The 25,769-nt window shown below is 69.4% G+C and carries 25 protein-coding genes and 1 pseudogene; 15 read left to right on the top strand and 11 right to left on the bottom strand.

Features of this window, described 5'->3' with window-relative positions:
- Positions 1-131 precede the first annotated feature (131 nt).
- The 6 genes from AC2W7E_RS13705 (at position 132) to AC2W7E_RS13680 (ending at position 5,687) form a co-directional block, all read left to right on the top strand.
- The gene (locus AC2W7E_RS13705; RefSeq protein ID WP_085606628.1) at positions 132-1,013 is read left to right on the top strand and encodes a manganese catalase; all 882 of its coding nucleotides are present in this window, start codon (positions 132-134) and stop codon (positions 1,011-1,013) included.
- Between the two features lies 1 nt (position 1,014).
- Positions 1,015-2,067 carry an SDR family oxidoreductase gene (locus AC2W7E_RS13700; RefSeq protein WP_485989325.1) on the top strand — a complete coding sequence of 351 codons (1,053 nt, stop codon included), beginning with the start codon at positions 1,015-1,017 and terminating at the stop codon, positions 2,065-2,067.
- A gap of 145 nt (positions 2,068-2,212) precedes the next feature.
- Entirely contained in the window at positions 2,213-4,573 is a 2,361-nt protein-coding gene (locus AC2W7E_RS13695) for a glycoside hydrolase family 65 protein (protein ID WP_485989324.1), read from the top strand.
- An 84-nt stretch (positions 4,574-4,657) separates the two neighbouring features.
- Positions 4,658-4,915 carry a hypothetical protein gene (locus tag AC2W7E_RS13690; protein WP_025102908.1) on the top strand — a complete coding sequence of 86 codons (258 nt, stop codon included), beginning with the start codon at positions 4,658-4,660 and terminating at the stop codon, positions 4,913-4,915.
- Positions 4,912-5,406, top strand: coding sequence for a BLUF domain-containing protein (locus AC2W7E_RS13685; protein ID WP_378870190.1), 495 nt, complete (start codon positions 4,912-4,914; stop codon positions 5,404-5,406). The genes AC2W7E_RS13690 and AC2W7E_RS13685 overlap by 4 nt, the downstream gene beginning before the upstream one ends.
- Positions 5,403-5,687 carry a hypothetical protein gene (locus tag AC2W7E_RS13680; protein ID WP_378870187.1) on the top strand — a complete coding sequence of 95 codons (285 nt, stop codon included), beginning with the start codon at positions 5,403-5,405 and terminating at the stop codon, positions 5,685-5,687. Before AC2W7E_RS13685 ends, AC2W7E_RS13680 begins: the two co-directional genes overlap by 4 nt.
- Before the next feature lie 11 nt (positions 5,688-5,698).
- Here AC2W7E_RS13680 and AC2W7E_RS13675 read toward each other — a convergent pair whose 3' ends face one another.
- The 6 genes from AC2W7E_RS13675 to AC2W7E_RS13650 form a co-directional block, all read right to left on the bottom strand.
- Positions 5,699-6,040 (bottom strand): hypothetical protein, encoded by a 342-nt coding sequence (locus tag AC2W7E_RS13675; RefSeq protein WP_485989323.1) that lies wholly within the window; start codon positions 6,038-6,040, stop codon positions 5,699-5,701.
- A gap of 65 nt (positions 6,041-6,105) precedes the next feature.
- Positions 6,106-6,648, bottom strand: coding sequence for a hypothetical protein (locus tag AC2W7E_RS13670; protein WP_126893981.1), 543 nt, complete (start codon positions 6,646-6,648; stop codon positions 6,106-6,108).
- Between the two features lie 261 nt (positions 6,649-6,909).
- Positions 6,910-8,730 (bottom strand): ATP-dependent nuclease, encoded by a 1,821-nt coding sequence (locus tag AC2W7E_RS13665; RefSeq protein WP_485989322.1) that lies wholly within the window; start codon positions 8,728-8,730, stop codon positions 6,910-6,912.
- Positions 8,731-8,820: 90 nt separating this feature from the next.
- Positions 8,821-9,762, bottom strand: a complete 942-nt coding sequence (locus AC2W7E_RS13660) for a DUF4238 domain-containing protein (protein ID WP_485989321.1) — start codon at positions 9,760-9,762, stop codon at positions 8,821-8,823.
- Positions 9,763-10,633: 871 nt separating this feature from the next.
- Positions 10,634-11,725: a redox-regulated ATPase YchF gene (gene ychF, locus AC2W7E_RS13655; protein WP_485989320.1), complete on the bottom strand. Its 1,092-nt coding sequence runs from the start codon at positions 11,723-11,725 to the stop codon at positions 10,634-10,636.
- A gap of 114 nt (positions 11,726-11,839) precedes the next feature.
- Positions 11,840-12,580: a class I SAM-dependent methyltransferase gene (locus AC2W7E_RS13650; protein WP_485989319.1), complete on the bottom strand. Its 741-nt coding sequence runs from the start codon at positions 12,578-12,580 to the stop codon at positions 11,840-11,842.
- Between the two features lie 59 nt (positions 12,581-12,639).
- Here AC2W7E_RS13650 and AC2W7E_RS13645 point away from each other — a divergent pair, with 59 nt between their 5' ends.
- Positions 12,640-13,233 carry an exonuclease domain-containing protein gene (locus tag AC2W7E_RS13645; RefSeq protein ID WP_025103958.1) on the top strand — a complete coding sequence of 198 codons (594 nt, stop codon included), beginning with the start codon at positions 12,640-12,642 and terminating at the stop codon, positions 13,231-13,233.
- Between the two features lie 51 nt (positions 13,234-13,284).
- Positions 13,285-14,551, top strand: a pseudogene (locus AC2W7E_RS13640) (DNA recombination protein RmuC).
- Positions 14,552-14,587: 36 nt separating this feature from the next.
- Here the strand turns inward: AC2W7E_RS13640 and AC2W7E_RS13635 are convergent.
- A complete protein-coding gene (locus AC2W7E_RS13635) occupies positions 14,588-14,875 on the bottom strand; it encodes a hypothetical protein (RefSeq protein WP_060922698.1) in 288 nt (95 codons plus the stop codon).
- Positions 14,876-15,047: 172 nt separating this feature from the next.
- Positions 15,048-16,034, bottom strand: coding sequence for a class II fructose-bisphosphatase (gene glpX / locus AC2W7E_RS13630; RefSeq protein ID WP_025103955.1), 987 nt, complete (start codon positions 16,032-16,034; stop codon positions 15,048-15,050).
- A 187-nt stretch (positions 16,035-16,221) separates the two neighbouring features.
- On the opposite strand from glpX, the gene fbaA reads away from it, so the two are divergent.
- Positions 16,222-17,250 (top strand): class II fructose-bisphosphate aldolase, encoded by a 1,029-nt coding sequence (gene fbaA, locus AC2W7E_RS13625; protein ID WP_060922696.1) that lies wholly within the window; start codon positions 16,222-16,224, stop codon positions 17,248-17,250.
- Between the two features lie 64 nt (positions 17,251-17,314).
- Here the strand turns inward: fbaA and AC2W7E_RS13620 are convergent, their stop codons facing one another.
- The 3 genes from AC2W7E_RS13620 to AC2W7E_RS13610 form a co-directional block, all read right to left on the bottom strand.
- A complete protein-coding gene (locus tag AC2W7E_RS13620) occupies positions 17,315-17,836 on the bottom strand; it encodes a DUF6264 family protein (protein ID WP_315104974.1) in 522 nt (173 codons plus the stop codon).
- Between the two features lie 233 nt (positions 17,837-18,069).
- Positions 18,070-18,861, bottom strand: coding sequence for an IclR family transcriptional regulator (locus AC2W7E_RS13615; RefSeq protein ID WP_315104975.1), 792 nt, complete (start codon positions 18,859-18,861; stop codon positions 18,070-18,072).
- A 2-nt stretch (positions 18,862-18,863) separates the two neighbouring features.
- Positions 18,864-19,910 carry a 4-hydroxy-3-methylbut-2-enyl diphosphate reductase gene (locus AC2W7E_RS13610; protein WP_485989345.1) on the bottom strand — a complete coding sequence of 349 codons (1,047 nt, stop codon included), beginning with the start codon at positions 19,908-19,910 and terminating at the stop codon, positions 18,864-18,866.
- 100 nt (positions 19,911-20,010) lie between these two features.
- On the opposite strand from AC2W7E_RS13610, the gene xseA reads away from it, so the two are divergent.
- The 6 genes from xseA to AC2W7E_RS13580 all read left to right on the top strand — a co-directional run bounded on the left by xseA (position 20,011) and on the right by AC2W7E_RS13580 (position 25,383).
- Positions 20,011-21,288 (top strand): exodeoxyribonuclease VII large subunit, encoded by a 1,278-nt coding sequence (gene xseA / locus AC2W7E_RS13605; RefSeq protein ID WP_062766407.1) that lies wholly within the window; start codon positions 20,011-20,013, stop codon positions 21,286-21,288.
- Positions 21,289-21,324: 36 nt separating this feature from the next.
- Entirely contained in the window at positions 21,325-21,558 is a 234-nt protein-coding gene (locus AC2W7E_RS13600) for an exodeoxyribonuclease VII small subunit (protein WP_060922691.1), read from the top strand.
- On the top strand, positions 21,555-22,199 hold the full coding sequence (locus AC2W7E_RS13595) for a DUF4245 family protein (RefSeq protein ID WP_485989318.1): 645 nt from the start codon (positions 21,555-21,557) through the stop codon (positions 22,197-22,199). Before AC2W7E_RS13600 ends, AC2W7E_RS13595 begins: the two co-directional genes overlap by 4 nt.
- Positions 22,196-22,870, top strand: a complete 675-nt coding sequence (locus tag AC2W7E_RS13590) for a carbonic anhydrase (protein WP_025103947.1) — start codon at positions 22,196-22,198, stop codon at positions 22,868-22,870. The genes AC2W7E_RS13595 and AC2W7E_RS13590 overlap by 4 nt, the downstream gene beginning before the upstream one ends.
- On the top strand, positions 22,867-24,261 hold the full coding sequence (locus tag AC2W7E_RS13585; RefSeq protein ID WP_062633568.1) for a class II fumarate hydratase: 1,395 nt from the start codon (positions 22,867-22,869) through the stop codon (positions 24,259-24,261). The genes AC2W7E_RS13590 and AC2W7E_RS13585 overlap by 4 nt, the downstream gene beginning before the upstream one ends.
- A 285-nt stretch (positions 24,262-24,546) precedes the next feature.
- The gene (locus tag AC2W7E_RS13580; RefSeq protein WP_485989317.1) at positions 24,547-25,383 is read left to right on the top strand and encodes a DUF559 domain-containing protein; all 837 of its coding nucleotides are present in this window, start codon (positions 24,547-24,549) and stop codon (positions 25,381-25,383) included.
- Positions 25,384-25,769: the final 386 nt, after the last annotated feature.

The raw sequence follows: 25,769 nt of genomic DNA, 5'->3' as shown, positions 1-25,769 counted from the left end.
GCTATCGATCGTCGCGGCGCTGCGGGCCGAGTGTGATTGTCCCAGGCGACTCCGGGTTTGGAAAGGCCCTGAGTGGATCGGCCGACCGGGCGTTGCATGGCCAGCCCATCCCCAGAAGAGAAAGGCTCGATATGTTCTTCCATCGACAGGAGCTCCAATTCTCCGCGACGCCCGAGGCCCCGGACGCCGTGTACGCCCGCAAGCTGCAGGAGGTCCTCGGCGGGCAGTACGGCGAGATCACCGTCGCCCTGCAGTACCAGTTCCAGGCGTGGAACATGCACATCCCCGGCAAGTACCGCGACCTCGTCTTCGGCATCGGGGCCGAGGAGATGGGCCACGTCGAGATGCTCGCGGTCATGATCGCGCAACTCCTCGAGAAGTCCCCGCTCGGCATCACGGAGGACGCCGTGCAGGACGACCCGACGGTCGCCGCGATCGTCGGCGGTACGGACGTGCAGCAGGGCATCGTCGCCGGTGCCGGCGCCCGCCCGGTGGACAGCAACGGCAACCCGTGGCAGGGCTCGTACATCACCGCGAGCGGCAACCTCCTCGCCGACTTCATGGCCAATGCGAACGCCGAGATGCAGGGCAGAGTGCAGGTCGCCCGGCTCTATCACATGACCGACGACCACGGCGTGCGCGATCTGCTGAGCTTCCTGCTGGCGCGCGACACCATGCACCAGAACCAGTGGCTCGCCGCCGCGGAGGAGCTGAAGGCCGAGGGCGCCGAGAAGCTGCCCGTGCCCAGCAACTTCCCGCTGTCCAAGGAGCACCGCGACGTGTCGTACCAGTACCTCAACTTCAGCGACGGTCCTGCCGCCGCGGAAGGCACATGGGCATCCGGACCGACGCCGGACGGACATGGCGAGTTCAGCTACCACGAGGGCCCCACGACCACGGCCGAGATGCCTCCGCCCACCCACCCCGACGCGCGCTTCTACGGCACGACCGAACTGCCGAACGTCGTGGAGAAGGTGGCCGGCGCCGCGCAGGACGCGCTCCACAAGGAGTGAGATGCCGCCATCGGTCTCGCGGAAGGGGCGGTCGCCGCGCACACGCGCACGGCGGCCGCCCCTCGACGCCCAGGTGGTCGTCGTCACCGGCGGCTCCCGCGGCATCGGCCGGGAGGCGGCCCTCGGCTTCGCGCGAGCGGGGGCATCCGTCGTCCTGCTCGCCCGCGGTGAGCAGGCGCTGACCGAGACGGTCGAGGAGATCGCCGCGGGAGGCGGGGACGTCCGCGGGATGGTGTGCGACGTCTCCGACCGCCGGGCGGTGCAGGACGCGGTCGACCAGATCACGCACGCGTTCGGCCGGATCGACACCTGGGTCGGCAACGCGGGTGTGCTCCTCTATGCGCCGGTCGCCGACACCTCGCCCGAGGAGTTCCGTCGCGTCCTCGACATCAACGTCGTGGGACAGCTCAACGGCGTCCAGGCGGCGCTGCCGGCGCTCCGGCGCTCGGGAGGGACGATCATCGTCGTGAGCTCGGCCGAGGCCGTGGTGGCGATGCCGTGGCACGGCGCGTATGCCGCCTCCAAGCACGCGCTGGAAGGAGCGATCGACGCGCTGCGCCGTGAACTGCGTGCCGAGCGCGCGCCGGTCGCGATCACGGTGGTCCGACCCGCCGTCATCGACACCCCGATCTACCGTCATGCCCGCAGCCGGATGGCGTTTCGGCCGAGCGGGCCGCATCCGCATTACCGTCCGCGGTCCGTGGCACGAGCGATCCTCTATGCCGCCGTGCACCCCGCACGCACCATCCACGTCGGTGGCGGCGCCCTGCTGCTCACCGGGGTCCAGCGCGTCATGCCGGGCGTGCTCGATGCCGCCCTCGGCCGGTTCGGGCCGCGGATGATGCACACCACCGACGCCGCTCCGGCGCAGTTCGGGAACCTCGTCGCTCCGCTCCGCGACACCGACCAGCGCGGCGGGCTGCCGCACCGCGGACGCGGCAGCGTCAGCACCTGGGCACGGGTGCACCCGGGGTGGCGGACCGCAGCGGTCGTCGCCCTCCTCGGCGCGGTGCTCTCGCCCTGGCGCCGCTCGCGTCGCCGACCGCCTACCTGACCGGGTCGACGCGGCGCAACTCCCTCGTGCCGGTGCATCGGCGCGGATACCGTCGAGGCACACGGTCTCCGGCAGAAGGGAACTCCATGCTCCTCGGCATCCTCAGCTCCTCCGCGGACAGGCGTCTCGGGGCCGGAGCGCGCCGATGACGGCGCGCTTCACGGTCGAGCCGTGGGCCGTCGGCATCGAGAGCGTCGACACGGCCCATCTCGCGCAGGAGGAGTCCGTCTTCGGTCTGTCCAACGGCCACATCGGCTGGCGGGGCAATCTCGACGAGGGCGATCCGCGGGGTGTGGCGGGCAGTTACCTCAACGGCGTGTTCGAAGAGCATCCGATGCCGTATGCGGAGGACGGATACGGCTACCCCGAGACGGGGCAGACGGTGATCAACGTGCCGAACGGGCAGCTCATCCGCCTGCTGGTCGGCGACGAGCCGTTCGACGTCGAGCACGGGACCGTCCATGCGCACACCCGCCGCCTCGACCTGCGCGAAGGCACCCTCCACCGGGAGGTCGACTGGGAGTCAGCGGAGGGACGTCGGGTGCACATCAATTCGACCCGTCTGGTCTCCCTGGGACACCGGTCGCTGGCGGCCGTGCGCTACCGCGTGCAGGCGCTCGACGCTCCGCTCACGGTCACCGTGCTGTCCGAGGTGCTCGCGAACGAGCCCCTTCCCGTGACCCATGACGATCCGCGGGTGCAGGAGCTCCTCGCCCGTCCGCTGGAGGCCGTCGCGGCATCGGAGCGCGGCGCGCGGAGCACGCTGTTGCACCGCACCCGCCGCAGCGGTCTGCGTGTGGCGGTGAGCGCGGACCATCTCGTGCAGATCTCCGGAGAGGGGACGCCGGACGTGACGACCGAGGTGGACGACGATCTGGCGCGCACGCGCATCCGCGTCGACCTCGCCCCCGGCGAGGAGCTCGAGGTCGTCAAGCTCGTCGGACACGAGTGGTCGGCGTCCCTCGCACCGCAGACGCTGCGTGACCGCGCGGAGGAGGCCGTGGAGGAAGCGGCTCGCCTGGGGTGGGACGCGCTCGTGGCGGGACAGCGTGCCGTCCTCGATCGGTACTGGGAGTGCGGCGACGTCCGTATCGACGGCGATGCCCGGCTGCAGCAGGCCGTGCGCTTCGCGCTGTTCCAGGTGTTCCAGGCATCGGCGAGAGCCGAGGCTCGATCCGTGCCGGGCAAGGGTCTCACCGGCTCGGGCTACGAGGGCCACACGTTCTGGGACTTCGAAGCGTTCGTGCTCCCCGTGCTCACCTCGACCGCTCCCGATGCCGCGCTCCAGGCACTGCGCTGGCGTCATGCGACGCTGGATCACGCCAGGGAGCGGGCGCGCACGCTCGGCCTGCGCGGGGCGTCCTTCGCCTGGCGCACGATCGACGGACGCGAGAGCTCCGGGTACTGGCCCGCGAGCACGGCGGCCTTCCACATCAACGCCGCCGTCGCGGGCGCCGTGATGCACTACGTCCGTACGACGGGCGACCAGGACTTCGAGCGGGAGGCGGGCACGGAGATCCTCGTCGAGACCGCGCGCCTCTGGTTGTCCCTCGGGCGCCGGGACGACGACGGCGGCTTCCACATCGACGGGGTCACCGGGCCCGACGAGTACACCGCCGTGGTCGACGACAACGTCTACACCAACCTCTCCGCCCGCCGGAACCTCCGCGGAGCCGCGGCAGCCGTCCGACGTCATCCGGACGTCGCCGCCCGCCTCGGCGTGGACGACGACGAGATCTCCGCGTGGGAGGCCGCCGCCGACGGCATGACCGTGCTCTACGACGAGGAGCGGAAGGTGCACCCGCAGTCGGCGGGGTTCACCGCGCACGCCCGGTGGGATTTCGACGCCACCGGCCCCGACGACTATCCGCTGCACAGTCACTTCCCCTACTTCGACCTCTATCGCAAGCAGGTGCTGAAGCAGGCCGACCTCGTGCTGGCGCTCTACACCGCGCACGAGGAGTTCACGTGGGAGGAGAAGGCCAGGGCGTTCGCCTACTACGACGCCCTCACCGTGCGTGACTCCTCGCTCTCCGCGGCCGCGCAGGCCGTGATCGCCGCCGAGGTGGGTCATCTCGAGCTCGCATCGGCGTACCTCGCGGAGCTCGCGGCCCTCGACCTGGACGATCTCCACGGCAACACGGACGAGGGACTGCACATCGCGGCCCTCGCCGGCATCTGGACGGGAGTCACGGCCGGCTACGGCGGCATGCGGGAGGGAGACGACGGCCTGTCCTTCCGGCCGCAGCTCCCGGACGGGGTGACCCGTCTCGCGTTCGGCGTGCGGCTGCACGGCTGCATCCTGCACGTCGACATCACGCCGGCGGAGACGACCTACCGGCTGAGCGCTGGCGATCCGGTGACGATCCGGCACGCGGGCGAGGAGCTCGTCCTGCACGCCGGCGTTCCGTCGAGCCTGCCGACGCCGGACCGCGTCGAGCCGATCACCCCGACCCCGGTGCCGCCACGCTGGCGGGAACCGGGACGACCGCGCGCCGGCGACTGAGGCGGCGTTCGGTGCGTGTGCCATATCGAGGCGGGTCAGCGCAAGGCCCGCGGCGATGTCGGCCGCCCGCCGTAGTGTGGAGCCGTGCCTGATTCCCCCCACCCCGCATCGGATGTCCTCTGGGCGTGCGTCGAGGACGGCTTCCATGTCGGAAGCCGCGGCGGAGACTTCCTCGGCTACGTCGACCGTCAGCCCGACGGCCGCTTCGCCGCGTTCTCCGCGTCCGCGCAGCCGCTCGGTCTGCACGCCACGTTGAGCGACGCGACCACGGAGGTCGTCGCCCACGCCGGCCCCTCGGAGGGCGACGCCGCCCTCGGCGCTCCGGAGCTGGTGCAGGGGTGACGGCGGCCAGGACCGACGGGCTGCTCCGCCTCGTCTACACCAGCACGGCGGCGCAGCCGTTCCGGGAGACCGCTCTGGAGCAGCTGCTCGAGCAGTGCCGCCGGTCGAACGCGGCCCGCGACATCACGGGCCTCCTCCTCTTCCGCCAGGGACGCTTCCTCCAGGTCCTCGAAGGACCGGTCGAGGCCGTGCGCCGACTCGTCGACGCTATCGCCGACGATCCGCGTCACCGCGCGATGCGCATCCTGCTGGAGACGCCGATCACCGCCCGGCTCTTCTCCGATTGGTCGATGGGCTATCGGTCGTTCCGCACGGGGAGCACCGCCGCCCCCACGGGCTTCCGCGACTCCTTCGACGACCTCGTCGACGGCGCGGACGCCTCCACGATGGAGCGCGCCCTGTTCGAGCTCACCCTGTGGTTCCGCACCCGCTCCGGCGCTGCGGTCCCGATTCCGGCCGCGAGCGACGAGGGTTCCTCCCTCCGGGTATGAGCGGGCCCGCGGGCGGACCGGAGCCGTCGCTCATCCAGCAGCGCATGGCGCTGGAACGGCGGCGGAACTGGGGCGTCTACGCGATCGTGTTCTCCTCGGTGATGACGGTCGGCTGGACGGTCGCGTTCCTACTGGATGCGCCCGCCGGGTTGTGGCGCGTTCTCAGCATCGTCGTGTTCGCCGCCGGGATCATCGTCGGTATCGTCGAGACCCGCCGCGCGAGGCGCGCGCTCCGCGCGTTCGAGGATCGGCATGGGCCGGACGCGGGTGTGCGGCGCTGAGCCGTCGCATGTCAGCGACCGAGACCGATGCTGAAGCCGCCCGAGAAGAGCACCGCGCCGAGGCCCACGACGGCCAGGCCGACCAGGAGCACCCACGCCACGGCGCGGACCCCGCTCCGCCCGTGGCGCGATCCGGACGTGAGAAGCAGGACGGCCGTCGGCACGAGCAGCAGCCCGCCGAAGAGGAGGGCCGGGGCGACACGGACGTCCGGCGTGGGGCAGGGGAACGCGAGGGCGCACACGGTCGGCACTCCCTGAGCCAGCCAGAGGAGCAGCCATGTCACGAGCACGACGACGACCGCCGGCAGGGCTCTCCTCAGGAGCCGCGGTCGACTCGTCTCTGCCTGCTGCATCCCACCACTCTCCCAGGCGAACCGAGTGGGATCCAGACCTCGCTCCGGCCGCGGGTTCGGCGGACTTAGGAGAAGAGCTGGCGCAGCGCGTCGGGGTCCCCGGCGTCGACCACCTTCTGGATGGCCTCGATGGTGGCGGGGTCGGTGAACATGCCCGCCAGGGTGTCGTTCCAGATCGCACGCACGCCGTCGATGTCGCCCGCGTCGACCGCGAGACCCGCCGCGGTCATGGCGTTCTGGTAGGGGATCTGTGCGAATCCGGCCTCGGCATCCAGTGGGCTGAAGTACGGCACCCAGGGCGAGTCGGGATCCGGGGTGAGCCAGAGCACCTGCCCCGGGGAGAGATCGCGCACGTGATTCAGCAAGGCGAGGGACGGGTAGGCGCAGAGCCGTTCGGCGATCACCGCCTCGACGTCGCCGGGCGCGACCGTGTACGTCACGACATGACCGTCGTCATCGAGGGTCACCTCCCCCTGCGCGAACTCCCTGGCGCCGAGGTCGACGAGCGGCTGCCGACGCTCCCACCGCCAGTCGTCGGTGTAGCTGACGACCTCGGACATCCGGACGCAGCGGTCCGTCGTGGTCGGCTCCGGTGCCCCCGCCGTCACGGGCTCGGGCTCGGGCTCGCGGGTCGCGGGCGGGGATGGAGCACTCGACGTGTCCGCGGCTCCTTCTGCGCCGCACCCGACCAAGAGCAGGGCCACCACCCCCACGGACGCGAGCGCTGCCGTTCGTGCTGTCGATCGAGACATCGCCCGCCTTCCGATAAGCCGGAACGCTATCAGTTGTTGAAGCGGAACTCCACGACGTTCCGTAGTTGCTAAACCCTTAGCTGACCACGAGGCTTGACGAACTTGTAGATCGGATGGTCAGAGCGGCGCGCGCTTATGGGCGACTACGATCGCCCTCAGCCAAGTCATCAGCGGTTTGATGGCGCGATGCTGGCTCGAGACCGAGCCGAGATGCTGCCGCAGCAGCGCCGACGGAATGTGCGGCTTTGCCTTGCCGGACTTCTTACGATCAGAGTTCCATCCTTTTGAGCCGAGGTGGGCCGCCATCGCTTCACGCCCCGCGGCCCCCGTCGCGAACTCCTCAGCGGTCTCTTTGCTCACTTCACTGGCCTCATCAGGGCCGAGCATTTCCGCCAGTTTCTCTTGCGGGACGACGTCGAGGAGCAGGCCTTCGAGGTCGGAGCTCAGCACGAACGCGTCCCACGGCTGCAGCATCGTGTTGAGTTCCTGCTGGTGCTCGAGTGCTGCCTTAAGGGTCGCCACCGGCCGGTCGGCGAGATCACGCAGGCCATTGAGGAAGGTCACGGACGGTTTGGGATCCTTGGCTTTCAGAATCTCGACCAGCGCGCGTTTGTTGTCGCCGCTCTTGTGGACACCGTCCTTGTCGGTAAGCACAAAGGCGCGGACGCCAAAGAGCTGAGCGAGCCGGAGCAGGTGCGATATCGTCGTGATCCCGGAAGCCTCGATCACTGCGATACCAAGGGCGTAGTGACCACCCGGTCCACCGGTGATGCTCTCCAGCAAGTAGTCGACGACGAGCTTGTCACCGTGCCCCTCGACCAGTATCACGGAGCTGGCAAACACCAACTCGCTGTTGGTGGCGTCGCAGTAACGCGTCAGCCGTCCTTCTTCGTCAACTGCCAGGTCGGGCTTCCACGCCGAGTAAGTCATGCCCTCCGGGCTAAGGGGAAGGCGCGCGATCCGTGTAACGGAGAACGAGTCAACAAGCACGGGGCTATGGGTAGTGACGAGCATCTGGGCTTCCGCCGAGATGTCCTTGAGGATCTTTGCCATCGCTCGCTGCGTCTGTGGATGGAGAAACGCCTCGGGCTCCTCAATGGCGAAGAGAACGCTGGTGCCTGCCTGCCTGCTCTTCGACGAGACGTAGCGAAGAATACCGAGAACCAAAGCCGACTGGAATCCGGTGCCGCGCTCGGCGATCGGCACCACGACATCATCGTGACTGGTGATCACGGCTTCCCTGAGCATTCCGCGCAGCGCGTGCTGAGACGCCGGTAGGTCCACTCCGAGAACAGGATCCTGGAACGGAAGTTCGGCCGCCACCGCCTTTACTGACTCGTTGAGGACCCCTCGCACCAGATTCTCGACCGGCTCCATTGCATTGGCAAAGTCTTTTTGGAGCTGCGTGGAACGGGAGCTGCCCGATCGGATAAGCACACCTTCTAGGGTGTCATGAAGCCGCGCCAACGACCGGTCTGCATCGTGTTCGTCGTCGCCGCTCACTCTGACGGACGGAATCTTCACGAAGTCGAACGACTGCAGAACCCACTCGAAGATCTCGCGAGATCGCGCATCTGTACCTGTCCAAGTGCGGTAGGTGATCTTGCCCTTCCTCGTGCAGGTGATCTCAACCCAGAACGTTCCCTCGCGGCTTACTACGTCATTCAGCTCATCGACTTCGGCTTCGGTGAGTCCACCGAAATGGACTTTGATGCTCGACAACATCCTGGGACCGCCCTGGACGTAGTAGTCGTTCAGGGGCTTCAGCTGTCTGAAATCGCTTGCGGTCGGATCGGAGAAGAACGTCTCGAGCACACGGATGAACGAGGACTTGCCTGCGTTGTTCGGTCCTGCGATCAGTTGAAGATTCGAGTCCACGTCAAGCGTGAGCGCCTCGAAGCCTAGAAGTCGCTTGATCTGGACTTGTTGTATGTGCACGATGTCATCCTAAAAGGCGCGAGTAGATTGAAGCGTCACCGACTGCGTGGTCTTGGGCTCAAGGCCTTGGGCGTCGAAGAATCCGGTCGGTCACTGCGTCTCCCGGTAGTCCGACGGCACGAACTCAGCGTCATCGGGGTGATGATAAATGTTGCTCGCCGCGTGGGCCGCGGTGCGTGCATTCATAGATCTTTCGATATCCGCAGTGCCAGGTGACCGGTCGTCGAGGACGCCCGAGCGCGCCTTCTCAACGAGGTTGCTGAGATCGTCCGTCGGGTTGCGACCGTCGAAAGGATCTCTCATCACAAGGCCGATGCTGCGACTCATCGGATAGAGCACAAGTCGAGCGGTCCGGACGCCCACTCCCAGCCCTGAACCTGATTGCTGGTGGGCAACCAACGACACTGGGGCGTCGGATGTAATGAGCGAGCGGTCTGTGAACGGGACCAACGTCCAAGGACGACTGGCGAGGAACCCGGCGACCTCCCCAGTCGTCTCACCCATCATCTCGATGTGGTCGCGAGCCGTCTGCGGGAGGGTCAGGCCGTCGGGGCTGAAAACGGAGGCCCTACGTTCCTCAACCTCTTCCTCGGTGAGAGCGCGTCCCGCAGTGTCAGACGCCCACCTTGCGAAATCCTCTCTACTCAGTTGGCCAGCCGCCTTCGAGAGAATGTCGCCCGCCGCCGATTCCATCTGTCGCCGCCGCTCAGGACCGCGCAGCATCTGCAACGCAACGAACTCCGCGAGCGTGTCGCGTGCATCCTGTGGGAGCGGCCACTCTCCTTCTCCGACGCGGTCGAAAATCGCTGATGTCTCACCCTCAATTCCCGCGCCAAGCGCCTTCTCGAAGACATCCGCGCCACTTGGATGCTCAGGTATCGAGTAGAGGTGGTTCTCACCACCGGTGTTCTTAACGAGCGATGAGTAGCCCGTTCGTCCTGGCAGGCGAATAACTCGGATCCTCTCGTCCACGGTGGCGAAGCGACGCAAGACAAATTGCGGGTTGATGTGGTGGTACTTCGCGACGTTCATTCGGTCAACTTAGCGGTGATCGTGTCGGCGCGTCACCGCGGATATGCCTGCAATCAGATCGGTCTTCCCACCCGACACGCTTGACGCATGGGCAAGGAGTCCTTTACCCGAGCGTAAACACCGAGCCGATAGTTGTCCCGGCTCCGCCCCATGCGCGTGAGATGACCCCACCATGCTCCTCAGTCACCGCATGGGCGCATGATAATTCGACGCGGTTCTGTATTGAAGCAGAACGCCTCAGCGTTCCGTAGCCAAGAAACATCTTTCGTATACAAAAGCAAAGACGGTGCCGATCGACACGAGAGCGGGATTGATTCGGTGTTCCGCGCGAGGTCGTGCTCAGCGACCCAGCCTTCTCAAGACGCGCCAGCACCGGCTGGAGGGCGGAGACAGACCAGCCGATGCGTCGCGCGACTGTCGCTGATGACAGCGCTTGTCCGGCGTGGAGCATGGAGCACGAGGCAATCTGCCTCGGCAAGAATCGGCTGAACGCCCGCGGCCTGACGGCGATGCATCCAGTGGTGCCCCCAGCCAAAGCGATGAAATCAGGGAGACCCAGTGGGCTAGGCATCTCTGGAATCAAGATAACTTCATCCTGTCCACCTGGAAGGGTGGCAGCCGCAGTCGTTGCGAGGTCGTGCAGAGTGAGCTCAGCTTGGGGCTCGAAGCGTTTGCCTCCCAATGAGGAGAGAGGCGCAACGATAGTCACATCGCGCATTGATCGCCTCCTTCACGCCTTCGAGTCTTGGTTTTGGCCCTGCTATCAGCCGCGCCGCGACCGAACGTCGTCGTCGCGGCGCTCGCTCGCCCGTTCTCGGGCTCAAGTCGAATCGTCGCGTTCTCGAGACGGACTGACTCGACCGACGCCCGGCTACTTGGATCCGCCAGAGGTGTTTCCGATGCGGAACTCCACGACGTCGCCGTCCTGCATGACGTAGTCCTTGCCCTCCAGGCGCGCCTTGCCCTTCGCACGGGCTTCCTGCACGGAACCGGTCTCCACGAGGTCGTCGAACGACACGATCTCGGCCTTGATGAAGCCCTTCTCGAAATCGGTGTGGATCACGCCGGCGGCCTGCGGGGCCTTCGATCCCTTGGGGATGGTCCAGGCGCGGGCCTCCTTGGGGCCGGCGGTGAGGTAGGTCTGCAGGCCGAGCGTGTCGAAGCCGATGCGGGCGAGCTGGTCGAGGCCCGACTCGTCCTGGCCCGTCGAGGCGAGGAGCTCGGCGGCGTCCTCGGGGTCGAGGTCCTTGAGCTCGGACTCGATCTTCGCGTCGAGGAAGATCGCCTGCGCCGGCGCGACCAGGGCGGCGAGCTCGGCCTTGCGGGCGTCGTCGGTCAGCACGGACTCGTCGACGTTGAAGACGAAGATGACGGGCTTGACGGTCAGGAGCCCGAGTTCGCGGATCGGCTCGAGGTCGAGGCCGCTCGTGGAGAGCAGGATCCCGCGCTCCAGGGCGTCCTTGGCGGCCTTCGCGGCTTCGAGGACCGACGGGTCGATCTTCTTGCCGCGGACCTCCTTCTCGTACCGTGTGATCGCCTTCTCGACGGTCTGCAGGTCGGCGAGCATGAGCTCGGCGTTGATGGTCTCCATGTCCGACGCCGGGTTCACGGCACCGTCCACGTGCACCACGTCGTCGTCGGAGAACCCGCGCACCACCTGGGCGATCGCGTCGGCCTCGCGGATGTTCGCGAGGAACTGGTTGCCCAGCCCCTCCCCCTCGCTCGCCCCGCGCACGATGCCGGCGATGTCGACGAACGACACGGCGGCGGGCAGGATGCGCTCGCTCCCGAAGATCTCCGCGAGCTTCTGGAGCCGCGGGTCGGGAAGGTTCACCACGCCGACGTTCGGCTCGATCGTCGCGAACGGATAGTTCGCCGCGAGCACGTCGTTCTTGGTGAGAGCGTTGAAGAGGGTGGACTTGCCGACGTTGGGCAGGCCGACGATTCCGATAGTGAGAGCCACGGGGTATGAGTCTACCTGCGCCGCTCTCCCCCACCTCACCCTCGCGAGGGCAGGCACCCACGCAGGGTCAGGCGGCAGGGTGGGAAAAGTGCCTGATGCGGCGCGGACGCCTGTTCAGTCGCGGACCGCGCGGAAGGCCCTCGTCACATAGGGCACCTCGATCACACCGTCCCCGTGCAGGCCGAGCTCGTCGAACAGGGCGTCCATCTCGCGGCGGATCCGGTCCTTCTCGGCCTCGTCGGCGGTGATCACGGCGCTGCGGGACGCGGCCATGCGGTGCAGGAGCTCCCGCGTCATGGGGCGCGACCACTCCCAGCGCTCCTGCGCCAGGGCGCCGAAGGGCTCCGCCACCACGGGGTCGCCCGCGGCGAGCATGATCTCGGCGTTGCTGCCGTGCATGATGTCGGTGAGCCGGCGCACCCAGTCCACGCGCTCGTCGCGGAGGTTCCAGACGAGCCCGAGCACACCGCCAGGGCGCATCGCGCGACCGATCTCCGCCGACGCGGCGACCGGCTCGACCCAGTGCCACGCCTGACCCAGGACGACGGCGTCCACGCTCGCGTCCGGAAGCGGCAGCCCCTCGGCGGTCCCGACGAACGTGGGCACCCCGGGGACGGCGTCGCGAAGGGCCGCGAGCATCGCGGGGTCCGGATCGATCGCCACCACCTCGGCGTCCGCAGCTGCGACGAGCGCCCGCGTGAGCTTGCCGGTCCCGGCGCCGACATCGGCCACCCGCCGCGTACCGTCCGCCATCGGCTCCAGCATCCAGGCGACGGCCTCGAAGGGGTACTCGGGTCGTCCGGCCTCGTAGCTTCCGGCCGCCGCGCCGAAGGATCTCGCGAGTTCGTCCGCCATGTGGCCAGCATACGGCGAGCCTGCACAGCGACGTCGGAGGCCCGGGAGAGAGTGAGGACGTGCCACTGGACTTCACTGCGATCGACTTCGAGACCGCGAACTCCAGCCCGGCCTCCGCGTGTTCCGTGGGACTCGTGCGGGTGCGGGACGGGGAGGTCGTCGCCACCGCGAACTGGCTGATCCAGCCCCCGCCCGGCCATGACGAGTTCCAGGAGTGGAACGTCCGCATCCACGGCATCCGCCCTGAGCACGTGCTGTCGGCGGCGACGTGGGTCGATCAGTTCGACCGTCTGTGCGGCTTCGCGGGTGCCGACGTGCTCGTGGCCCACAACGCCGGCTTCGACCTGAACGTCCTGCGGCGAGCGACCGAGGTCACCGGTCAGATCTGTCCGCCGTACCGGTCGCTGTGCAGCCTCCAGGTGGCGCGGAAGACCTACCAGCTCGACTCCTACCGTCTGCCTCTCGCCGCCGCGGCGGCCGGATACGCCGAGTTCTCGCATCACGACGCGCTGGCGGATGCCCTCGCCTGCGCCCAGATCATCGTGGACGCGGCCGCGCGGGCCGGAGCCGCGGATGTCTTCGCGCTCGCCGATGTCCTCGGCCTCCGCGTGACCGAGCCCGCCGTGCCGGCACTGGAGCGCGCCGTCGCCTGACGCACCTCGCGTCCTCCCGGCGATGTCGGACGCCCCCGGCATCATGGAGCCATGGATGCCCTGTCGATCGTTCTCCTGCTCGTGGCCCTCGCCGCGGGCGTCGCTCTCGGGTGGTTCCTGCGAGCCGGTCGCAGCGCCGCCGACATCGCACGCACGCAGGCGGAGCTGGCGGCCGCGCGAGACGACCGCGATCGCCAGTACGACCTCTACCGGGACGCCGTCGAGCACGCCCGCTCCGAGCAGCGGGCGGAGGCTCAGCGCGTCCAGCAGCAGAACGCCGTGCTGCAGGCTCTGGCGCCGGTCCGCGAGAGTCTCCAGCAGATGCAGTCCAAGGTCGCCGCGATCGAGAGCGAGCGGCAGGCACAGTTCGGCACGCTCGCCGAGCAGCTCCGGCGCGCCCAGGAGTCGGATGAGGCGCTCCGCGCGACGACCGAGTCACTGGCGGGTGCGCTGCGCTCCACGTCCACGCGCGGCGTCTGGGGCGAGACCCAGCTGCGGCGCGTCGTCGAGGCGGCGGGGCTGACCAGACACGTCGACTTCGACCTCCAGGCGACGATCACCTCCGACCGCGGCCAGGGCGCCCGACATGGTCGTCCGTCTCCCGGGGGGCACGTCGATCGCCGTCGACGCGAAGGTTCCCCTCGACGCCTACCTCGAGGCCTCGGCGCTCCCCCTCGGCGACGCCCACGAACCCCAGCGTCGCGCCCACATGCAGAAGCACGTCCGCGCCGTCCGCGCCCACGTCGACGCCCTCGCCAAGAAGGCCTACTGGTCCGGCCTCGACGCGAGCCCCGAGTTCGTCATCTGCTTCCTGCCGAGCGAGTCGCTGCTGGCGGCAGCCATCGACGAGGACCCCACGTTGCTCGACTACGCCTTCAGCCGCCGCGTGGCCCTCGCCTCCCCCGTCAACCTCTGGGCGGTTCTCAAGACGGTCGCCTACACATGGACCCAGCAAGAGGTGTCCACCGAGGCCAGGAGTCTGCTGGCGCTCGGCACGCAGCTGTACGAGCGCCTCGGCACCCTCGCGGGCCACGCCGACGACCTGCGGCGGGCGATCGAGCGCACGGTCGACAGCTACAACCGCTTCGCCGGGTCCCTGGAGTCGCGGGTGCTCGTGACCGCCCGGCAGTTCCCCGGCGTCGATGCGGAGGCCCTGGCACCGGCGTCGCCGATCACCGCGGACGGGCGGCGCTTCACCGCTCCGGAGCTTCTGGCCCCGACCGAAGCCGAAGAGGCCGCCGACGCGATGCAGGCCGACGTCGGCGAGGTCCGCGCGCGACTGGACCACGCCGCCGCGCTCCACGACCGGGAGCAGTGACGACGAGAGCGACCGGATGTTCCGACCGTGCGTGCGTCAGGCGACGCCGGGCACGCCGCTGAGCAGCACGATGACGAGGCCGCTCGTGGCGAGGAAGGCGCCGATCATCCACCAGGCACTCACCTCGTGCCCCTCGGCGCGACGGACGCGGAACAGCACGTCGGCGCGGCGAGCCGGATCGACGGCCGGCTGCGCGACCGGTGCCGGCGGGGCTACGGCTGCCGCCTCCGCATCGGCGCTCACCCGGAGGATGCGTCCGGTGTTCGTCGTGATGATCTTGGTCGGCGCGGCGCTCTTCGAGCCGCTCGTGTGCTGCGTTGTCATGCGTTCGCCCTCCTGTGCCTGCGGTGCCTGGCGGCTCCGTCGACGGCGACAAACCCAGTGACAATTGTGACACGGCGGCTCGCCGAACCGGGCCCGACCCGTGCCGGAGGCGATACCGGGTCGGTAACGATGGCTGGAGACCTCACTAAAGGTCAGGCTCGCGGGAGAGCCGTCACAGCCACTTCGAGACGAGGTGCTCCGACGCGATGCGGCGCAGGGTGCCGGAGGCTCCGCGCAGGACCACGCTCTCGGTGTACACGTAACCGCGCTCCCGCCGGACCCCGGCCACGAGCTGGCCGTCCGTGACACCCGTCGCGACGAAGATCGTGTTGTTCCCCTGCACGAGGTCGTCCGCCTCGTAGACCTTGTCCATGTCGAGCCCCGCGTCGATACCGCGCTGGCGCTCGTCGTCATCGCGCGGCCAGAGCCGTCCCTGGATGTGGCCGCCGAGGGCCTTGATCGCACACGCGGTGACGATGCCCTCGGGGCTGCCGCCGATGCCGACGCACATGTCGGTGCGGGCGTCGTGGCGGGCGGCGTTGATGCCACCGGCGACGTCGCCGTCGCTCATGAGACGCGTACCGGCACCGGCGTCGCGGATCTCCTGGATGAGCTGCTCGTGCCGCGGACGGTTGAGCACCGAGACGACGATCTCGTCGACGGGCTTGTCCAGCGCGCCGGCGAGCTTGCGGATGTTCTCGCCGATGGGCAGGCGGATGTCGACCACGCCGACGCCCGCGGGCCCCGTGACGAGCTTGTCCATGTAGAAGACGCTGGAGGCGTCGAGCATCGTGTCGCGGTCGGACACGGCGATCACGGAGAGCGCGTTCTGCCGGCCGGCCGCGGTCAGCGACGTGCCGTCGATCGGGTCCACCGCGATGTCGCAGAGCGGCCCCCGTCCGGTCCCGACGACCTCGCCGTTGAACAGCATCGGGGCGTTGTCCTTCTCGCCCTCGCCGATCACCACGCGTCCCTGGAAGTCGACAGTCCCGAGGAACGCCCGCATGGCGTCGACGGCGGCGCCGTCGGCGGCCTCCTTCGCACCGCGACCGATGAACGGAACGGCACGGATCGCCGCCGCCTCGGTCGCGCGCACCAACTCCATCGCGAGGTTACGGTCGGGACGCAGCGGGCTCAGGTCGGCAGTCAGACTCACCATGATCCCCAGCCTATCCGCGAGCAGGGGATCGTTCGGCTCGTTTTCCGCCCGCACGCGAGGAAGAAATCGCGATTCTTAACACCACCGAAGGACGGCGCCCACCGACGCGCGACGCCTCCTGCCGAAGCCGGACACCCGCCCCGATAGAGTGGCAGCTGTCCCGGCTTCACCTACCGCAGGAGTTCTCATGCCCGTCGCCACCCCGGATCAGTACGCCGACATGCTCGACCGCGCGAAGGCAGGCGGCTTCGCGTACCCCGCGTTCAACGTCTCCAGCTCGCAGACGATCAACGCCGTCCTCCAGGGCCTGACCGAGGCCGGCTCCGACGGCATCATCCAGGTCACCACCGGTGGCGCCGACTACTTCGCCGGTCACACGGTCAAGGCCCGCGCGACCGGCGCCCTCGCCTTCGCCCGCTACGCCACCGAGGTCGCCAAGAACTACCCGGTCACCGTCGCCCTGCACACGGACCACTGCCCGAAGGACGCTCTCGCGGGCTTCGTCGAACCGCTCATCGCCGCCTCGGAGGAAGAGGTCAAGGCCGGCCGCAACCCGATCTTCCAGTCCCACATGTGGGACGGCTCGGCCGTGCCGCTCGCGGAGAACATCGAGATCGCCAAGGAGCTGCTCCCCCGCATGAAGGCCATCAACGCCATCCTCGAGGTCGAGATCGGCGTCGTCGGCGGCGAGGAGGACGGGGTGCAGCACGAGGGCTCGAACGAGGCGCTCTACACGACGTTCGCCGACGTGGACCAGGCCGTGCAGGCGCTGGGCCTCGGCGAGCAGGGCCGCTACATCGCCGCGCTCACCTTCGGCAACGTCCACGGCGTGTACAAGCCGGGCGGCGTGAAGCTGCGTCCGGAGCTGCTCGGCGAGATCCAGGCCGAGGTCGCCGCGAAGTACAACACCGGCGAGAAGCCGCTCGACCTCGTCTTCCATGGCGGCTCCGGCTCCACCGACGAGGAGATCGCCCTCGCGGTCGCCAACGGCGTCATCAAGATGAACATCGACACCGACACCCAGTACGCCTACACGCGTGCCATCGCCGATTACATGTTCAAGAACTACGACGGCGTGCTGAAGGTCGACGGCGAGGTCGGCAACAAGAAGCAGTACGACCCGCGCGCCTGGGGCAAGATCGCGGAGTCGGCCATGGCCGCCCGCGTGGTCGAGTCCACCCGCCAGCTCGGCTCGTACGGCCAGTCGCAGAGCTGACACCACCAGACACGCGAAAGGGGCCCGGCATCATGCCGGGCCCCTTTCGTCTGCGTGCTCGGGATCAACGCACCCCGGTCGCCTGGTCGAGGTAGGCGATGAAGGCCGGGTCGCCCATCATCGGCACGACGAGGCAGAACGAGGCGATGCCCAGCGTGATGACGGCTCCGACGAGCGGGAGCCACCAGGTGAGGCGGCCACGACGCAGGCGACGGATCGACAGGGCTGCCGTGACGCACCAGCCGACCGCCAGCACGACGGCCGCGATCGTGCCCCACGTGCGGCCCGCGGCGTAGTTGGTGAACTCGCCCTCGATGCCCAGCATCCCCATGGTCTGATTCATCACGGGGACGATGTCGAGGTAGGACAGGCCGGTGACGACGACGTTCACGAGGCCGTAGGCGAGCAGCGCGATCGTCGCGAACCGATCCACCGAGGAGGGGCGCGCCGGAGCAGGAGCCGCGGGCGCGGGGTCCGCGACGGGAGCCGACGGGGCGACGACCTCAGCCACGGGCGGCAGCCCCGCGGCCCTCCGCTGCTCCTCGGGCGTGGCGAGTTCCCCGTAGCGGGGGCGCTGGTCGGTCATGCCGCCATGGTATCGGCCGGCGCTCAGCCGCCCGTTCAGGAAAAGGGGGCCCAACCGATAGCGGCCCCGGAGAAGTGGGGACTTCTCGGGGCCGCGGACGGAGAGCGCTGGGGACGCTCCTCATCCCGTTCGGTCGCCGGCGCTGGGGACGCCATGGGCGATCAGTAGGGCGTTGTCAGCCACTACGCCTTCGATCATAGATAAGCGACGTGGCGGGCACCAGGGTCACGAATTCAGATGGTGAACTCGGCGTCCGGCCCGTCGGTGTCGAGCGCATCGGCCCCGAGCTGCACCGACAGCCGAGAGGCGGCGCGTTGCAGGTTCGAGACGAGCCGCCGGTTGACCACCGCCTGGTCGGCCGGGAGGGAGACGGCCAGCGATGCCGTCAAGCCCGGGGCGATGACCGGGACCGCGACACAGGTCGCGCCGATCGCGTACTCCTCGCGATCGATCGCCCACCCCGGGGTCTGCTCGAGCTGGGTGAGGAGCGCTGTCCGGTCGCTGATCGTCCGCGGCGTGAGCTCCTCGAGCCGATGACGGGCAAGGTAGTCCAGCCGGTCCTCTTCCGGGAGGGCGGCGAGGATCTGCTTCCCGAGGGCGGTCGCGTGCGCGCTGGCGTGCAGCCCGACCCACAGCTCGATCCGAGGGTTCCGCACGGCGTCCACGATGTCGACGAGGTGGATCTCCCCATCCGCGTACCGCGACAGGTAGGCCGTGGCGCCGACGTCCTCGGTCACTGCGCGCAAGGCGGCGCGCACGCGGGCGAGGAACACGCCTCGGGAGCCGATCTGCTGCTGGAAGGACGGGAACCGGTCCCCCAGCACGAGGCCGTCGGGCTCCGCACTCAGGTACCCCTCGTGCACGAGCGTGCGCACGAGGTTGTAGGTGGTACCCGGCGTCAAGCCCGTGATCGACGAGAGCATCTTCGCCGGCAGGGGGCGCGGGGAGTTCGCGACGATGTCGACCAGGCGGAGAGCGCGTTGCACGGACCCGATGAGGGTCGGCTCCGCCTCCGCGGCGTTCACCGCTACGCACCCCCTCCTGCGGAGGCGCGGCCGCCGAGGGCGCGCGCGTCGCGCTGGCCCGTGGCGTCCTGACGGAGCTCCTTCGGCAGGGAGAACATGAGGTCCTCCTCCGCCGTCTTGACCTCTTCCACGTCGCGATACCCGGCATCGCCGATCGCGTCGAGCACCTCGCGCACGAGCACCTCGGGGACCGACGCGCCGCTGGTGACGCCGACCGTCTCCACGCCGTCGAGCCACTCCTGACGGATCTCCTCGGCGTAGTCCACGCGATAGGCGGCCTTGGCTCCGTACTCCAGCGCGACCTCGACGAGTCGCACGCTGTTGGAGGAGTTGGCGGACCCCACGACGATCACCAGATCAGCACCCTGGGCGACCTTCTTGATGGCGACCTGCCGGTTCTGGGTGGCGTAGCAGATGTCGTCGGACGGCGGGTTGTGCAGCTCGGGGAACCGGGTGCGGAGCCGGTTCACCGTCTCCATGGTCTCGTCCACGGAGAGCGTCGTCTGCGACAGCCACACCACCTTCGAGGGGTCCTTCACCTGCACGGTGTCGGCCTCCTCCGGGGAGTTCACGACGGTGACGTGATCCGGTGCCTCTCCGGCCGTTCCCTCGACCTCCTCGTGCCCGTCGTGGCCGATGAGCAGGATCTCGAAGTCGTCCCGCGCGAAGCGCACGGCCTCGCGGTGGACCTTGGTGACGAGCGGGCAGGTGGCGTCGATCGCGTGCAGGCCACGGTCGGATGCGGCGTTGACGACAGCCGGGGAGACGCCGTGCGCGCTGAAGACGACGTGCGCGCTCTCGGGCACCTCGTCGACCTCCTCGACGAAGATGGCCCCCTTGGCCTCGAGCTCCGTCACGACGTGGATGTTGTGCACGATCTGCTTGCGGACGTAGACGGGGGCGCCGTAGCGCTCGAGCGCCTTCTCCACAGCGACCACGGCGCGGTCCACGCCTGCACAGTAGCCGCGGGGGGCGGCGAGCAGGACGCGCTTGTGTCCGGGCACCGGGTTATCCTGAAGCCGCCCGGCCGCGGCGCGCACTCGTGGGATGCGAGGAGCGGGAAGATGAACGGCAGTCGAAGTCACCCCTCGATTCTACCGTCGTGCGGCTGGGCGGGGCCGGTGAGCGCGCAGGCAGGAATGGGAGCAGATGACAGTCTTCGAAGCGACGACGGGACCGGGCGAGACCCCGCCGGCGGATGCCGTCGCCCCGCGCGACTCCACGGCCCAGGCGCCGACGTCGGTCGCCCGACTGAACGCCACCATCCGCGACTTCGTGGCGCGATGGAACACGGTGTGGGTCGAGGGCGAGATCACGTCCTGGAACGTGCGCGCCGGAAACGTCTTCGCCCGCCTCAAGGACACCCGGTCCGACGCGCAGATCTCCATCCGCGTCTGGTCGAGCGTGCGCGGCCGCATCCCCGCCGACCTGGGCGTGGGCGATCACGTGGTCGCCGCCGTGAAGGCCGACTACTTCGTCCGCTCCGGGGACTTCAGCTTCGCGGTCTCGGCCATGAAGCACGTCGGGCTCGGCGACCAGCTCGAGCGCCTGGAGCGGCTGCGGGTGCAGCTCCGCCAGGAGGGCCTCTTCGATCCCGCACGCAAGAAGCGCCTGCCGTTCCTCCCCCATGTCATCGGACTCATCACCGGCGAGCGCTCCGACGCCGAGAAGGACGTGCACCGCAACGCCGAGCTGCGCTGGCCGCAGGTGCGGTTCAAGACCGCGTACGCCGCGGTGCAGGGCGATCGCTGCGTGCCGGACACGCTGGCGGCTCTCGCCCGTCTGGACGCCGACCCCGAGGTCGACGTCATCATCATCGCTCGCGGCGGCGGCGACCCGCAGACCCTCCTCGGCTTCAGCGACGAACGCCTCGTCCGAGCCGTGGCCGCCGCCTCCACACCGGTGGTCAGCGCCATCGGCCATGAGAACGACCACCCCCTCCTCGACGACGTCGCCGATCTCCGCGCCTCGACGCCGACCGATGCCGCCAAGCGCGTCGTCCCCGACGTCGGGGAGCAACGCGCACTCATCGCGCAGCTGCGGTCCCGGGCCACCACCCGCCTCACGCAGCGCCTCACGCACGACATCGCCCAGCTCGAGCAGCTGCGGTCCCGGCCGGTGCTGCGCTCGCCCGATCCGATCATCGACAGCCGTGCGCAGGAGACCTTCCTGCTTCTCGCTCGCGGTCGCGACGCGGTCACCCGGCAGCTCGACGACGCCGGCCGGCGGACCGGTGAACTGCGCGCCTCGCTGCGCGCCCTCTCCCCCGCCGCCACTCTGGCCCGCGGTTACGCGATCGCGCATCTGGAGGGCGGCGTCATCCTCCGCGATGCGGCCGATGCGCCTGCGGGCAGCGCGCTCACCCTCACGGTGGACCGAGGGTCGCTCGCGGTGCGCTCGGAGGGCGAGATCGCGGAAGGCGCCTGAGCGGGCGGCGTCCGGGGCACGACGTAGGATGGAGGAGTGAGCGCCGTGAACGACACCCCTGTGGACACGCTGTCGTTCGAGGCGGCCCGTGACGAGCTCGTCCGGGTCGTCGCCGAGCTCGAACAGGGGGCGCCCACCCTCGAGCACTCACTCGCGCTCTGGGAGCGCGGCGAGGCCCTGGCCGCCCGCTGCGAGGAGTGGCTGCTCGGCGCGAAGCGTCGCCTCGAAGCCGCGCGCACCGCCACCACCGACGAGAGCGACGCGTCATGAGCAAGGGCCCCGCGATCAACGCCGACCTCGGTCGACCGGAGACGCTCGACGAGACCGCCGCACGCAAGGCCGCGTCGAGCAAGGCCTACCGGTCGAGCCAGACCGTCCGCAACCTCGTCGCCGCGCTCGTGGTGACCCTCGCGGTCGTCGTCGTCATCATCGCGCTCGTCCCCCGGGGCGAGCCGGTCGCGGCGAAGCCGATCGACGTCGCCGCCATCGCCGCGGACGTCGAGTCGTCCATGGGCAGCCCGGCGATCGTCCCCGAGACGGACGACTTCTGGCGGGTGAACGCCGCTGAGCTCCAGAGCGGAGCCCCCGTCGTCTGGGAGGTCACCCTCGCCCCCGCGGCCCAGGACGAGCGCGGGTTCATCAAGCTCGCCCAGGCCTTCGACGCCGACGCCTCGTGGGCCCCGCAGCGCCTGAACGGCGTCGCCCCGACCGACACCATCCGCATCGGCGGCCGGGAGTGGGACGTCTATCGGCCCGGGTCCGCCGGCGCGGAGGCGAACGTCACCTATGCCCTCGGCACCCAGGCCGGCGACGACTACGTGCTTCTCTACGGCTCCCGCTCGGCCGACTCCACCGCCGAGCTCGCGGAGTCGCTCATCCCCCAGATCCGCACCGTCTCGGAGGCCCGATGACCCACCCGCTGACCCCCGCCGCCGCCTGGAAGCAGATGCAGGACGGCAACCGTCGCTTCGTCCGCGACGAGCCCCAGCACCCGAACCAGAACGTCGACCGCCGCAAGGACCTCACCGCGGCCCAGCACCCCGTCGCGACGCTGTTCGGCTGCTCGGACTCCCGCCTGGCCGCCGAGATCATCTTCGACCTCGGCCTCGGCGACCTCTTCGTCGTGCGCAACGCCGGGCAGGTGATCGGCGAGTCGATCGTGGCGAGCCTGGAGTACGCGGTCGCCGTCCTCGAGGTGCCGCTCATCGTGGTCCTCGCACACGACTCCTGCGGTGCGGTGCGCGCCGCCATCGACGGCACCGCCATCGATGCCGACCCGCTCCCCCCGCACATCTGGAAGCTCATCGCGCCGATCGTCCCTGCCGCGCGCAAGGTCCTCGCGGAGAGCGGCGGCGGCACGGTGGCCGACATCGATGCGGAGCTCGTCGGACGCGAGCACCTGCGCAACACCGTCAACGACCTGCTGCAGTCGTCCGAGATCATCAGCAACGCCGTCGCCGAAGGCCGTCTCGGCATCGTCGGCGCCAACTATCGTCTGGCCGAGGGTGAGGCAGCGCCTGTCATCACGGTCGGCATCGAAGCCGAGGGGATCGACCCCGCAACCAAGGAGGGTTCGGAATGACCGACACCGAGTACCGCATCGAACACGACACCATGGGTGAGGTGCGAGTGCCCGTGAACGCGCTCTACGGGGCGCAGACGCAGCGCGCCGTGGAGAACTTCCCGATCTCCGGCAAGGGCCTGGAGTCGACGCAGATCGCCGCACTCGCGCGCATCAAGAAGGCGGCCGCGCTGGCGAACAAGGAGCTCGGCACGCTCGACGGCGCCATCGCCGACGCGATCGCCCAGGCCGCCGACCAGGTCGCTGCGGGCAGCCACGACGGCGAGTTCCCGGTCGACACGTACCAGACCGGCTCCGGCACCTCGTCGAACATGAACATGAACGAGGTCCTGGCGACGCTCGCGAGCCGCATCCTCGGCTCGACCGTGCACCCCAACGACCACGTGAACGCCTCGCAGTCGTCGAACGACGTGTTCCCCACCTCGGTGCACATCGCGGTCACCCAGGCACTCATCGACACCCTGATCCCGGCGCTCGACCACCTCGCCGTCGCGCTCGAGGCCAAGGCGGAGCTCTGGAAGGACGCGGTCAAGTCCGGCCGCACGCACCTCATGGACGCGACGCCCGTCACGCTCGGCCAGGAGTTCGGCGGCTACGCCCGCCAGATCCGCCTGGGCATCGAGCGCGTGCAGTCGGCGCTCCCCCGCGTGGCCGAGGTGCCTCTGGGCGGCACGGCCGTCGGCACGGGCATCAACACGCCGCTCGGCTTCCCGCAGAAGGTCATCGAGCTGCTCGCGGCCGAGACCGAGCTGCCGATCACCGAGGCGAAGGACCACTTCGAGGCGCAGGCGAACCGCGACGGTCTCGTCGAGGCCTCCGGTGCGCTCCGCACCATCGCCGTGTCGCTCACGAAGATCAACAACGACCTGCGCTGGATGGGTTCCGGCCCGAACACCGGTCTCGGCGAGCTGCACATCCCCGACCTGCAGCCGGGATCCTCGATCATGCCGGGCAAGGTGAACCCCGTCGTTCCCGAGGCCGTGCTCATGGTGTGCGCGCGCGTCATCGGCAACGACGCCACGGTCGCCTGGGCCGGCGCCTCCGGTTCGTTCGAGCTGAACGTCGCCATCCCGGTCATGGGCACCGCGCTGCTCGAGTCGATCCGTCTGCTGTCGAACGCCTCGCGGGTGCTCGCCGACAAGACCATCGACGGCCTGCAGGCGAACCTCGACCGCGCCGCCGCCTTCGCGGGCATGAGCCCGTCGATCGTGACGCCGCTGAACAAGCTGATCGGCTACGAGGCCGCCGCGAAGATCGCCAAGCACTCCGTCGCCAAGGGCATCACGGTGCGCGACGCCGTGATCGACCTCGGCTACGTCGAGCGCGGTGAGCTCACGCTGGAGCAGCTGGACGAGAAGCTCGACCTCCTGTCGATGACCCACCCGGGCTGATCCCCACCCGACACGGATGCCGCGAGGACCTCGGTCCTCGCGGCATCCGTCGTCTCCGGCCCCGTCCCGTCTCCGTCCATCTCCGATCCCGTTCTCCGTCGGTCTCGGTTCCTGGCCCGGATGCACGACCACGTTCCGTCTGCACGACGGCATCCCCGGATCAGGACTACCCGTGGCTCCGGATCGTGCAGGTGACTCTTCCTCCACGGATCCCCGGACACCCCGACTCGTCCCCATGACGCCCTTCGGGCCCCGCCGAGACACCGGAGGACGCAGAATCGGCGAATGCTCGATCCCGTCTCGACCCTTCACCGTCTCGGAGGCATCGCCCGCGGCCGCGACCTCGGGGCTTTCGGAATCTCCCGCTCCGCCTTGTCCCGCGCGGTGCGCGCCGGTCGGATCCATCGGGTCCGCGCGGGGATCTTCGCCAGTCACGACCTCGACGCGACGGTGCTCACGGCGGCTGCCCACGGAGGGGCCATCAGCTGCGGCACCGCGCTCCGTGCCCACGGAGTCTGGGTGCTGTCGGAGAGCGATGCACCGCACGTCTGGCTCGGTCGCAACGGCCGCGCGCACCCGCACATCGAGTGCCGGTGCATCCCGCATCATTTCGAGGGACGCACCCGGTTCGGCATCGTGTCTGTCGAGGACGCGCTTCGGCATCTGCACGTGTGCGAGGGCGACGAGGCCTTCTTCGTGTCCTTCGAGTCGGCCTGGCGGCAGGGACTGATCGGGCGGGCCGCACGGGCCCGGATCCGCGCCGCGCTGCCCCGGTCCGCGCGTTGGCTCGTGGACTTCGCCCGTTCCGACGCGGACAGCGGCCTGGAATCCCTCCTCCGCCTCCGTCTCCACATCCTCGACGTGCAGCTCACGACGCAGGTCACGATCTCCGGTGTCGGCCGCGTCGACTTCGTTGTCGACGGTCGCCTCATCATCGAGGTCGACGGCCGCGAGCACCACGGTGCCCCGGCGATGCGCCACCGCGACCTCGCCCGCGACGCCGCCGCCTCGCGACTCGGGTACGAGACGCTGCGCTTCGACTATGCCCAGGTCGTGCACGACTGGCCGACGGTCCAGGCCGCGATCGAGGGTGCCCTGCGTCGGGCGAACGACCGCCTCTGACCACGGCTCCGCCCGCACGACCCCGTTCCATCCGCACGACCCCTCGGGCCGCAGCGGCCGGCCGACAGTGCAGGATCGTGCAGGTGTCGCTACCGACGTCCGAGGGGCCGCGGCACGGATGCACGAGCTGGATACGCCTGTACGGCGGGACACCCCTGATCGACCCACCACTGTCGTCGGATCGTGCATCCGGGAGATCGTGCATCCGACGGGGCCGTGTATCCACCCGCTCGTGGGACGTGACATCTGGACCTCCGGATGCACGAGCCCGACACGGATGCACGATCGAAGAGGCCGGTGGGGCCCACAGCCGGGGCGCGGTCGTGCGGGCGGGACGAGGTCGTGCGGGCGGGCCCGGGTCGTGCAGAGCCCGCCCGACGGCTCGG

The organism is Microbacterium sp. CFSPD4_SD4, from assembly GCF_057364585.1.
This window is presented reverse-complemented; position numbering and strand designations above follow the sequence as displayed.

Bases quoted from the DNA above. Each gene is read 5' to 3' on its own strand.
- AC2W7E_RS13700 (WP_485989325.1), top strand. From the start codon at position 1,015: ATGCCGCCATCGGTCTCGCGGAAGGGGCGGTCGCCGCGCACACGCGCA.
- AC2W7E_RS13680 (WP_378870187.1), top strand. From the start codon at position 5,403: ATGAGCGGGCCCGCGGGCGGACCGGAGCCGTCGCTCATCCAGCAGCGC.
- glpX (WP_025103955.1), bottom strand. From the start codon at position 16,034: ATGGTGAGTCTGACTGCCGACCTGAGCCCGCTGCGTCCCGACCGTAAC.
- AC2W7E_RS13695 (WP_485989324.1), top strand. From the start codon at position 2,213: ATGACGGCGCGCTTCACGGTCGAGCCGTGGGCCGTCGGCATCGAGAGC.
- AC2W7E_RS13675 (WP_485989323.1), bottom strand. From the start codon at position 6,040: ATGCAGCAGGCAGAGACGAGTCGACCGCGGCTCCTGAGGAGAGCCCTG.
- fbaA (WP_060922696.1), top strand. From the start codon at position 16,222: ATGCCCGTCGCCACCCCGGATCAGTACGCCGACATGCTCGACCGCGCG.
- AC2W7E_RS13620 (WP_315104974.1), bottom strand. From the start codon at position 17,836: ATGACCGACCAGCGCCCCCGCTACGGGGAACTCGCCACGCCCGAGGAG.
- xseA (WP_062766407.1), top strand. From the start codon at position 20,011: ATGACAGTCTTCGAAGCGACGACGGGACCGGGCGAGACCCCGCCGGCG.
- AC2W7E_RS13635 (WP_060922698.1), bottom strand. From the start codon at position 14,875: ATGACAACGCAGCACACGAGCGGCTCGAAGAGCGCCGCGCCGACCAAG.
- AC2W7E_RS13660 (WP_485989321.1), bottom strand. From the start codon at position 9,762: ATGAACGTCGCGAAGTACCACCACATCAACCCGCAATTTGTCTTGCGT.
- AC2W7E_RS13590 (WP_025103947.1), top strand. From the start codon at position 22,196: ATGACCCACCCGCTGACCCCCGCCGCCGCCTGGAAGCAGATGCAGGAC.
- AC2W7E_RS13595 (WP_485989318.1), top strand. From the start codon at position 21,555: ATGAGCAAGGGCCCCGCGATCAACGCCGACCTCGGTCGACCGGAGACG.
- AC2W7E_RS13585 (WP_062633568.1), top strand. From the start codon at position 22,867: ATGACCGACACCGAGTACCGCATCGAACACGACACCATGGGTGAGGTG.
- AC2W7E_RS13580 (WP_485989317.1), top strand. From the start codon at position 24,547: ATGCTCGATCCCGTCTCGACCCTTCACCGTCTCGGAGGCATCGCCCGC.
- AC2W7E_RS13650 (WP_485989319.1), bottom strand. From the start codon at position 12,580: ATGGCGGACGAACTCGCGAGATCCTTCGGCGCGGCGGCCGGAAGCTAC.
- AC2W7E_RS13705 (WP_085606628.1), top strand. From the start codon at position 132: ATGTTCTTCCATCGACAGGAGCTCCAATTCTCCGCGACGCCCGAGGCC.